This window comes from Streptomyces sp. NPDC060205, assembly GCF_042728395.1.
Taxonomy (GTDB): domain Bacteria; phylum Actinomycetota; class Actinomycetes; order Streptomycetales; family Streptomycetaceae; genus Streptomyces.
The window spans coordinates 1-9,930 of record NZ_JBHWZP010000332.1 but is presented as its reverse complement, the minus strand read 5'-3'; the positions used below and the strand labels follow the sequence as shown (position 1 = coordinate 9,930).

Genomic DNA, 9,930 nt, shown 5'->3' with positions numbered 1-9,930 from the left:
CACGTGGTGAGGTGGAGCCCCGGCATGACGCATACTCGCCGCGTCCCGGTCAGCGGTTGATCGACTGGATCTCCTGCACGATCACGTCCTGGGCGGCACCGAACTCGCCGTTCGGGAGGTCCTGTTCACCGGCCACGCCCGTACCGGTCCAGTGGATCCGCCACGTGATCGTGGCTTGGAGCTGGTACGAGCCGTCACCCGACGAGCGCAGGTACTTCACGCCGCACGGCGGGGTCTCCTTCGCCTTGCCCTTGGCGTAAGCCTCGCCGATCTGTTTGCCGTTCAGTTCGCACACACCCGAGGCGGGATACGTCGTCGCGTCCGCCGTGCCCGGCTCGATCTTCAACGAGAGCGGTTCGGCTGTGGTCGTCGCCTGAACGTTCAGGAGCGGGACGGACGCCGTCACGGAGACCGGCCTGAACTCCGCCGCGTCCAGCCACGCCCACGTCGGCAGGTTCACCTTCGTGGCACCCTCCGGGGCCAGCTCGACCTTGGTCGAGGGCACGCGAATCTCGGCGTACGCCAACTGGGCCAGCATCTCGGGAGTGATCGCCTGCGGGATGTCCGGCGGCGGGGCGTCACCCGTGTCCACCCAGAAGATGTCCTTGGTGCAATCCAGAGCCCCGGGATCGCCTTCCCGCCCCTCGGTGACGTAGGAATCCCAGAAGTAGCCCTCACCGGTCTTCTCCTTGTTGAAGTCCTTGTACTCACCGCCATTGACGTACTTCTCACGTTGCGTGGCATCCCACTCGTAACCCGTCGACTCCGCCTCCCAGATCGGCTCCAGATGCTTCTGCAGCTGTTCCGGGGTGTACCTCGGGGCGTAATAGCAGGCGGGTGGTGTCCAGTTGGACGCACTGGAGGTGACTGGGCCGGCTGACTTCCCGGAACCGTTCTTCGAACGGTCGAAGACGACGGCTCCGGCTACCGCACCAACATTGCCCTTGCCATCGGAGTTTCCGGATGCGGTGGTATCGGAGCCACCGTTGGAACTGCCTCCGTGCCCATACCCTGCGAATGCCTGCGCCGGGCACAGCACCAGGACCGTGGCAGTTGTAAGGATGACTGCTACTGCTCTTCTGTTCTTCAGGACTGGCATGCGGCGCTCCCCCGCTGCGACGTCAGCTTCTCAGTGATCCAGACGCCTTGATCGTTGACCCGAAGCCTGCTGTTGTACAGGACGTAGTTGTCGTTCGATTTCGAAGTCACATTGGTCTTGCCGGTCTTCAGACTCTTGTTATAGGCCTTGTTCTGGTCCTCGCAGTACGAGAATCCCGCCGTTCCGTCGTCGTTGACCTTCACCTTGGGTGCGTAGTAACGCTTGGCACCGGTGATGCGGTCCTTGTACTTGACGAATTCCTGAATGAACTGCTCACTGCCTACTGCCGCCTCACCCTCGGAATAGAAGCGATAAGCCTTGTGCAGCGCGTCCTGCTCGGCGATGGCCATGTCCACCGCCTTGATGAACTGCTCGCTGTCACTCAGGACCGCGTCCTTCTGCTTGTCCCCGGTCTTCTTCCACTCGAAGGTGTACGACAGGTCCGACGGCAGCTCGATCTTCGGGCGATCAGCGGCAACCGAGGCGGACGCGGTCGGCGAGGCCGATTTCTTGTCGCCGGTGTCGGCGCCCGCGATCTTGTCGTTGCCTTTGTCATTGGCGTCGCTGTCGCCACCGCAGGCGGACAGCGTCAAGGCCGCAGCGGCGGTCAGCGTGATCGCTGCGAGCAGAGTGGGACGGCGGTTCACTAACGGCTCCCGGTGGGGCGAGGGGGTTATGAGCGCAGCCACGCTACCGAGGGTGCAGGGGACGACACCAGAGCGAATTATGCGGAGCTGGTAACGAAATGAGGGTCCAAGCCCGCATACCGGCACACATGCTCACTAAGAGAGCGGGTATGAAGCGCGGGCCAAGCTTCCCGCTTGGCCCGCGCAAACACTCATCTGCCTTCAGTACGCCGCCCTAGCGCACCCGCGCCCGGGAGCGAGGCCGGGAGTGGGAGTGGGAAGGCGTGCCCGAGCCGGATCCCGAGCGCGGGTCGGGTGAAGCCGGCTTCTTCGTGCCCGTCGGCCACAGCCTCGGGCTTCGTTTCGCCGCCAGGTCCTCGATCCAGCCGACGCATACGATCGCGAGGCCTATCAGGGGCCAGACCAGGACGAACATCCACAGCATGTACGTGGTGTCCAGCAGGCCGACCATCCCGTCGTTCATGAACGGCAGGTCGTAGAGCTGGTCGATGATCGGGACCGTGGCCATGATCAGGAGGTTGTGCCACAGGTAGATCGTCATGGCACGGCTGTTGGAGAGCGTGACCAGCTTGTCCCAGCGCTTGAGGCGGCCGGGGAGGTCCTGCCAGGACGGGGAGTACTGGAGCAGGATGACCACGAACCCGAAGGACCAGGTGGCCTGCGCCAGCGGGATGTCGTTCAGGTCCCAGCCGTCGGGGCCCAGATGGCCGGACGCCCACCACAGGCCGAAGGCCATCAGCAGGGTCGAGCAGGACACCGCCACATAGCGCGGGATCTTCTGCAGCATGCCCTCGTAGTGCGCGAATCCGAGGACCCAGCAGCCGCCGTAGACCGCGAAGTCCGAGACGGCGTTGCCCGTTTCACCGGGGATGGTGACGATGCCCGTGCCGACCACGGCCGTCAGCCCGAGCGGGGCCAGCAGCGTGGGCCACGGGGCCCTGCGGAACGCCCACAGGAGCAGCGGCGACGCGAGGACGAACCAGAGGTAGGCCCGCAGGTACCAGAGCACGCCCGCCGACTGGACCGCCCACGTCTGCTCCAGGAGGCCCGACTTGTCGCCGATGCTCCAGGGGAACGGCGGGGCGCCGATGGGGACGATGTAGTTGAAGAGCTCGATGAACCCCCAGGTGCCGCCGTTGTCGGGGTCCTCGGAGATGTTCCAGCCCGCGGCGAACATCATGGCGAGCATGACGGCGCTGAAGATCCACAGCGGCGGCAGGAGCCTGCGGATCCGGCCGCGGATCACGCCAAGGGCCGGGCGCTTCAGCGAGCGCGCCATTAGGGAACCCGCGAGCGCGAACATCACGCCCATGGACGGGAAGAGGACCGTCAGCCAGGCCGAGCCGAACAGGTGGTAGGCGACCACGCGGACCAGCGCCAGGGTGCGCAGCAGGTCCAGGTAGCGGTCACGACCGCTCGCCTTCTTCGGCGCGGAAGCAGCCGAGGAAGCCGAAGAAGCCGATGGAGTGGCGGGAGTGGTGGGAGCGGGGACGGACGGTGCCCGGGACGCGGCGGACGCGGAGGGGGCCTCGAACGGGGACCCCGGATTCTCCGCCGGAACCCGCGTGCCGAACTCACCGGACCCGCCGGATGTGTCGGACGCGTTGGACGTAGGGGATGTGTCCGTCGTGTCGAACGGAGACATCACCCAACCCGCGTCGTACCGCGGCTCCTCCGGGTAGCCGCCCGGACCCGTGGTCTGGCCCTGCGTCATCCGACAGGCCTCCGATCGTTTCCGCTGCCGCTCTCCGTGCGCTGGCGGGGCATGGGGGCGGGGGCGCCCGCCGTGCCGGGGGCCGAGCCGACCACGCCGGTGCGGCGCAGTTTCTGCCAGCGCAGGCGGCCGCCGGTGAGGGCGGTGATCCAGGACTGGAGCAGGACGACGTACATGAGCTGGCGGTAGAGGATCTGCTGCAGGGGCAGCGAGATCAGGTGGGTCATGCGTTCCTTGTCGAGCCGGAAGGCGTACGCGGCGCAGATCGCCTGGATGGCGAGGACGCCCAGCCAGGCGCCGATCGTCTTCTCGGTGGGGCCGAACACGATCCCGTACAGCAGGAACACGTCGATCAGGGGGGCCAGGAGCGGGGCCAGGACCATGAAGAAGGAGATCAGGGGCAGGCCGACGCGGCCGAAGCGGCCCGAGGGGCCGCGTTCGACGAGCGCCTTGCGGTGCTTCCAGATCGCCTGCATGGTGCCGTACGACCAGCGGTAGCGCTGGGACCACAGCTGCTGGACGGACTCGGGGGCCTCGGTCCACGCGCGGGCGTTCTCCGCGTAGACGACGCGCCAGCCGTCGCGGTGCATGGCCATCGTGATGTCGGTGTCCTCGGCGAGGGTGTCCTCGCTCATGCCGCCGACGCGTTCCAGGGCCGAGCGGCGGAAGGCGCCGACGGCTCCGGGGATCGTCGGCATGCAGCGCAGCATGTCGTACATACGGCGGTCGAGGTTGAAGCCCATCACGTACTCGATGTGCTGCCAGGCGCCAATCAGCGAATCGCGGTTGCCGACCTTGGCGTTGCCCGCGACGGCGCCCACGCTCGGGTCGCCGAAGGGCTGCACCAGTTCGCGCACGGTGGCCGGCTCGAAGACGGTGTCGCCGTCCATCATCACGATGAGGTCGTACTTGGCGTTGGCTATGCCCCGGTTCAAGGCGGCGGGCTTGCCGGCGTTGAGCTGGCGCACGACGCGCACGCCCGGCAGCCGCAGGTTCTCCACGATGCGGGCGGTGCCGTCGCTCGAACCGTCGTCGATGACGACGACCTCGATGGGCTGCTCGCTCGCCACCAGCGAACGCACGGTCGCCTCGATGCACTTGGCCTCGTTGTACGCCGGCACCAGCACCGAGACCGGTTCGGTGACCGGCGGTCCCCAGCGGAAGTTCTTCCGGCGTACGCGGCGGGCGTGGGCGACGGACAGGACGAGCATCAGGCCGAAGCGGGTGATGACCAGCGTGCCGATGACGGCGAGGCAGACGACGAGGACGTCGGTGCTCTTCTCGGAGAACTGCACCGCCCAGGTCCAGGCCTTGCCCTTCCACAGGTCGAGTCCGGTGACCTGGGTGTGGGCGCTGGGGGCGCCGAGCGCACCGGTCAGGTTGTCGAACTCGTACCCCTTCTTCTGCAGGTCCGGCAGGAAGCGGTCGAGGGCCTCCACGGTCTGGTGGCGGTCGCCGCCGGAGTCGTGCATGAGGACGATGGCGCCCTTGCCGCCCTTGGGGGTGGCGTTGCGGATGATCGTGTCGACGCCGGGCTTCTTCCAGTCCTCGCTGTCGGTGTTGTTGACGACGGTGAGGTAGCCGCGGCTGCCTATGTACTCGGTGACCGGCCACGACTTGTCGTCCATGGCGTCGGCGAACGAGGAGTACGGCGGCCGGAAGAGCGACGTGCGGATGCCGGCCGCGCCCGCGAGGGCCAGCTGGTTCTGGGACAGCTCCCAGTCGATACGGCTCTTCGACTGGTAGGAGAGGTCGGGGTGGTTGAAGGTGTGCAGCCCGATCTCGTGGCCCTCGTCGACCATGCGCTGCACGAGCGCCGGATAGCGCGAGGCCATCGTGCCGGTGACGAAGAACACCGCGTGCGCGTCGTGCTTCTTGAGGACGTCGAGGACCTTGGGGGTCCACTCGGGGTCCGGGCCGTCGTCGAAGGTGAGGACGAGATGGTGCTTGGGCACACTGAGGCTGCTGGTGCGGCCGCCCCGGGTGTCGATGACGGGACCGCCGTCGAGAATCTTCTCGGGTACGCGGTCGGTGGCGGCCTCGGGCTGGATGCGGTGGTCCGCGAGTATCTCGCTGTGTACGTACCCGCGCAGCATCAGCATCGCCATGAGGGCGATCAGGATGAGCGAGGGCAACAGATAGCGCATGGGCAGGCGTCGGCGCCGGACGGCGCCCCGGCCTGCGCCGCGCTTGTTGGTGCGGCGTGCCATCAGAGGATGTTCTCCGGGGAGGACGGGGTGGGGGGGCTCGGCTCGATGGGAGTCGGCACCGCCGTGAGCGGGGCGTCGGCAACGTCGTTGGTGCCGCTTCCGGCGGGGGCCTCGGTGGTGGGGCCGTCCGTGACGCCGGTGTCGGTCGGTTCCGGCTCGGGATCCGGTGACGCGGGAGCTTCGTCGGTGGGGTCCGCCCCGGGGTCGGGCGAGTTGTTGCTGCCCGCGCCGGGCTTGGTGGTGCTGGCGGAGGGCTTGGGGTCGGCCGAGGTGTCGGGCGCCTGCGCGCTGGCCGAGGCATCGGCCGAGAGGCTGGCGCCGGGTGACGGCGTCGTGCCTTCGGTGCCGGAGACGCTCGCCTCGGGCGAGGTGCTCGCGGAGCCGGACGGACCGGCGGAGTCGGTGGGCTGCGGCGAGGGCTCGACCTGGCCGGCCGGTGCTTCTTCCTGCTGGTCCTTGATGGGCAGCCAGGGAGCGTCCGAGTTGCCGGATATGACGGTGATGAGGATGGCCACCGCGTAGACCGCGCAGGCCAGGCCCACCGCCATGCCTATCCGGCGGTACATGCGGCTGCGGCGGCCCGTTTCGTCGACGAAGACCGGGCCGTCCGAGCCGTCCTGGGTGCTGGGGGCACCCTTGGCCTGCTGGACGAGCCAGTCCTCCAGCTGCCGGCCCACACCGTCGAGCTGGACCGTGACCTCGTGCGGGTCATGGGTGTGCTCGGGGTGCTCGGACTCCTGCCAGGTGTCGTGGCCGACGGCGGAATCGGCACCCTGCGCGGCGGCGGGGTCGTACCCGGCGCCGACGGTGCTTCCGGGGAAGCGAGCGGTGTCCTGGCTGCCGGGGAAACGGTCCGTCTTCGGGCCCTCAGGGAAACGGTCCGTCTCCCGGCTTCCGGGGAAGCGGGCAGTGTCCTGGGTGCCGGGGAAAAGGGCCGTGTCCAGGTTCTGGGCGTTCTCGGCCTTATCGGCGTTCTCGGCCTTATCGGCGCTCTTGGTGAAGCGGTCGACGTCCTGGCCGTCGTCCCTCTGCCGCGGCACCGCCGCGGCGGCCTCACGACGGAACCAGCTGTCGGACACGCCGGACGCGCCGGACGCGCCGGACGCGGCGGACGCGGCGGGCTCACCGGCCGCGCCGAACACCCCCGGCCCGCCGATGATTTCGGTCGCGTCCGTACCGCCGGCATGGCCGGAACCGTTACGGAAGGGCTGATCAGGACCATTTCCAAGCGCCCGGTCGGCCTCGTCCCGGGCCGAGCGGTGGTCACCGCCGGCACCAGGCTGATCGGAATCACTCCGACCTGGTTGAGCGTCTTCTGGCCAACTTTTCACGCGCACGTGCATCCCCCCACGGGAATCGTTCTGGGGTGGCGCGTGCGACCCGGATACTCGCACGTCGTCGTCCGGAACCGGACCCCCACCCGGTCCGAGCGCCCCCTTTATCACACTGCACCCGGGCCACGAATGTATCGCACGGAGCCATGAGTGAGGGTTCTGTGTCAGATCCGACTCATCATGATGAGTGCATCTGTGGCCGGAATCCACCCCTCGGAAGGGCGCTCCAGCCATCCCTCGTCCGCGGCGAGCCGTGCCGCCGCAGCCCTCAATGCCGCAACTCCACGATGCACCAGCCCCTTGCGCCACACCAAAGACACCGGCGACAACGGGACAGGGTCGATCAGGGGGCGAAGGACTGAACCGGGCATGGCCGGAAAGTCCACCACGGCCAGAACGGGCGTTCGCGTCTTGGCCATGATCCTTCGGAACTCCTCGGTGCCGACGGCCAGCGGCGCGGGCGCGGCCACCTCGATCCCGCGTCCCTCGAAAAGCTGACGGGCCAGGTCGGTCCACTCAAGCGTCCGGGGGTTCCCCGCGCCCGCGTACACCTGCTCCCCCGCCAGGGCGTCGAGCGGTACGGCGTCCAGCGCGGCCAGCCGATGCCCCTCGGGCAGCACGACGGCCATCCGCTCGTACCGCACGGGCTGCTGCTCCAGGCGGGCGCGCACGGCCGGGTCGAGGCCCGCGAACCGGCCGAAGGACGCGTCGAGCCGGCCGGCCAGCAGCTCGGCCGCGGCGCCCGTGAGGCCGCTCTCGAAGCGGGCCATCAGTTCGCAGTCGGGGGCCAGTTCGCGGGCCAGGTCCAGGATCCGTCCGAAGACGAGGCCCGGGCTGTTCACATCCACGAGCAGGGGCCGCTCGGCGCCCGCCCCGCCGTACGGGCCCGTCCGCCCGAACGCGGCGAGCAGGTCGTCCTGCGCCTCCAGGGCCCGCCGCGCGTGGGGCAGCAGCCGCTCGCCGTCGGGGGTGAGCGTCACCTGCCGGGTGGTGCGTACGAAGAGGTCGGCGCCCAGTTCGCGTTCCAGGCGCCGGATGTCGCGGCTGAGGGCCTGCTGGGCGACGTACAGCCGGGCGGCAGCGCGCGTGAAGTGCAGGTCCTCGGCGACGGCGAGGAAGGCGCGCAGCAGGCGGGGGTCCAGATGGGAGGGGTGGGCGGGCATCGGGTGAACTTACAACGTACGTGCGTGAATCGGTACGGAGAAGGTGTTGGACCCCGTGCAGGGGGCCGGGCGAACGTTGATCCATGCCGCCGCGCCCGCCCTCACCGCCCTCGTCCACGTCTTCGCCGTCGCCGTCGCCTACGCCCTCTCCCTCTCCGTCGCCCTCGCCCTCGCCCTCGCGGAATCCCTACCGTCGACTTTTCGCCATTCCTGGCACGCGGGCGTTCACGATCGGGAATCTCGTCGCCCGGCTCCCCATGGGCATGTTCAGCGTGAGCGCCGTGATCATGATCGCGGGGACGCGGGGGTCGTACGCGCTCGCGGGCGCCGTCACCGCGACCGGTCTGGCGGCCACTGCGGTCGTCGCGCCCTGGACGGCGCGGCTCGTCGACCGGCACGGACAGGCGCGGATCGCCGTTCCCGCGACCGCGGTCGCCGCGCTCGGCTCGCTCGCGCTGCTGCTGTGCGTCCGGCTCGGGGCGCCGGACTGGACACTCTTCGCGGCGTACGCGGCCACCGCGACCACGCCCAACACGGGAGGCATGTCGCGGGCACGCTGGGCCCATCTCCTCCAAGGGGACCCGGACCGGCTGCACACCGCGAACTCCTTCGAGCAGGCCGTCGACGAACTGTGCTTCATGTGCGGACCCGTGCTGGCCGCGCTGCTGTGCGGGGCGCTCTTCCCGGAAGCCGGCACCCTCGTCGCGGTCGTCCTGCTGCTGACCGGCGTGCTCGTGTTCAGCGCCCAGCGCTCGACGGAACCGCCCGCGCGGGGGCGTACGGGCACTGGGGCGCCGTCGCCGCTCCGGGCGCCCGGCATCCCGCCGCTGCTCATAGGATTCCTGGCCACCGGCGCGGTGTTCGGCTCGATGGAGGTGGTGACGATCGCGTTCGCGGACGCACAGGGGCACCGGGCTGCGGCCGGAGTGGTACTCGCCCTGCAGGCGGCCGGATCGTGTGCGGCGGGGCTGCTGCACGGGGTGCTGCGGCTCGGCGGGGCGGTGGAACGGCGGTTCCTGCTCAGTGTGGGCGCGATGGCTCCGCTGATGTGCCTGCCGCTGCTCGCGGCGACGCTCGGGGGTGGGGGCGGGGGCGGTCTGGTGACGCTCGGCGGCGCGCTGCTGATCGCAGGGATGGCGACCGCGCCGACCATGGTCACGGCGATGACGCTGCTGCAGCACCGGACGCCGGAAGGGCGGCTGAACGAGGGGATGACGTGGGCGGTGACGGGGCTGCTGGGCGGGATCGCCAGCGGGTCCGCCGTGGGTGGGGTCGTGGTGGAGCGGGTGTCTGCTGCGGCCGGTTATGCCGTGCCGGTCGGGGCGGCGGTGGTGGCGCTGCTGATCGCGGTGACGACGGCACGCGGTCCCGAGCGCCCGGGCCCCCCGGCGGCCCGCGCCCCGAAAAACGGGCCGCATGCCACCTGACCGCCCGGTGAGGGCTGATCGCGCCGTTCCCCGCGCCCCTAAAAACAGGCCGCATCCCACCTGACCGCCCGGTGAGGGCTGATCGCGCCGTTCCCCGCGCCCCTAAAAACAGGCCGCATCCCACCTGACCGCCCGGCGGGGGCTAGTCGCGCAGTTCCCCGCGCCCCTAAAGACGGGCCGCATGCCACCTGACCGCCCGGTGAGGGCTGATCGCGCCGTTCCCCGCGCCCCTGAAAGCGGCTGCGCCGCTCCAGGGGCAGCACCGGCCCGCACGGCCCCAAAGCGGCGCAGCCGCTTTTCAGGGGCGCGGGGAACGGCGCGGCCGACCCCCACCGG

At 69.7% G+C, this 9,930-nt stretch carries 7 protein-coding genes; 1 reads left to right on the top strand and 6 read right to left on the bottom strand.

Going from position 1 to position 9,930, the window contains the following annotated elements:
* Window positions 1-49 precede the first annotated feature (49 nt).
* The 6 genes from ACFWGJ_RS36565 to ACFWGJ_RS36540 form a co-directional block, all read right to left on the bottom strand.
* The gene (locus ACFWGJ_RS36565; RefSeq protein WP_387333215.1) at window positions 50-1,099 is read right to left on the bottom strand and encodes a hypothetical protein; all 1,050 of its coding nucleotides are present in this window, start codon (window positions 1,097-1,099) and stop codon (window positions 50-52) included.
* Complete coding sequence (locus ACFWGJ_RS36560) at window positions 1,087-1,746, bottom strand: hypothetical protein (protein ID WP_381833191.1); 660 nt, start codon at window positions 1,744-1,746, stop codon at window positions 1,087-1,089. Before ACFWGJ_RS36560 ends, ACFWGJ_RS36565 begins: the two co-directional genes overlap by 13 nt.
* Before the next feature lie 214 nt (window positions 1,747-1,960).
* Complete coding sequence (locus ACFWGJ_RS36555; RefSeq protein WP_387333213.1) at window positions 1,961-3,460, bottom strand: acyltransferase; 1,500 nt, start codon at window positions 3,458-3,460, stop codon at window positions 1,961-1,963.
* Window positions 3,457-5,670 carry a glycosyltransferase gene (locus tag ACFWGJ_RS36550; protein WP_387333211.1) on the bottom strand — a complete coding sequence of 738 codons (2,214 nt, stop codon included), beginning with the start codon at window positions 5,668-5,670 and terminating at the stop codon, window positions 3,457-3,459. Before ACFWGJ_RS36550 ends, ACFWGJ_RS36555 begins: the two co-directional genes overlap by 4 nt.
* Window positions 5,670-6,812 (bottom strand): hypothetical protein, encoded by a 1,143-nt coding sequence (locus ACFWGJ_RS36545; protein WP_387333210.1) that lies wholly within the window; start codon window positions 6,810-6,812, stop codon window positions 5,670-5,672. Before ACFWGJ_RS36545 ends, ACFWGJ_RS36550 begins: the two co-directional genes overlap by 1 nt.
* A 356-nt stretch (window positions 6,813-7,168) precedes the next feature.
* A complete protein-coding gene (locus ACFWGJ_RS36540) occupies window positions 7,169-8,167 on the bottom strand; it encodes a LysR family transcriptional regulator (protein ID WP_387333208.1) in 999 nt (332 codons plus the stop codon).
* Window positions 8,168-8,250: 83 nt separating this feature from the next.
* On the opposite strand from ACFWGJ_RS36540, the gene ACFWGJ_RS36535 reads away from it, so the two are divergent.
* Window positions 8,251-9,594 carry an MFS transporter gene (locus tag ACFWGJ_RS36535; protein ID WP_387333206.1) on the top strand — a complete coding sequence of 448 codons (1,344 nt, stop codon included), beginning with the start codon at window positions 8,251-8,253 and terminating at the stop codon, window positions 9,592-9,594.
* Window positions 9,595-9,930 lie beyond the last annotated feature (336 nt).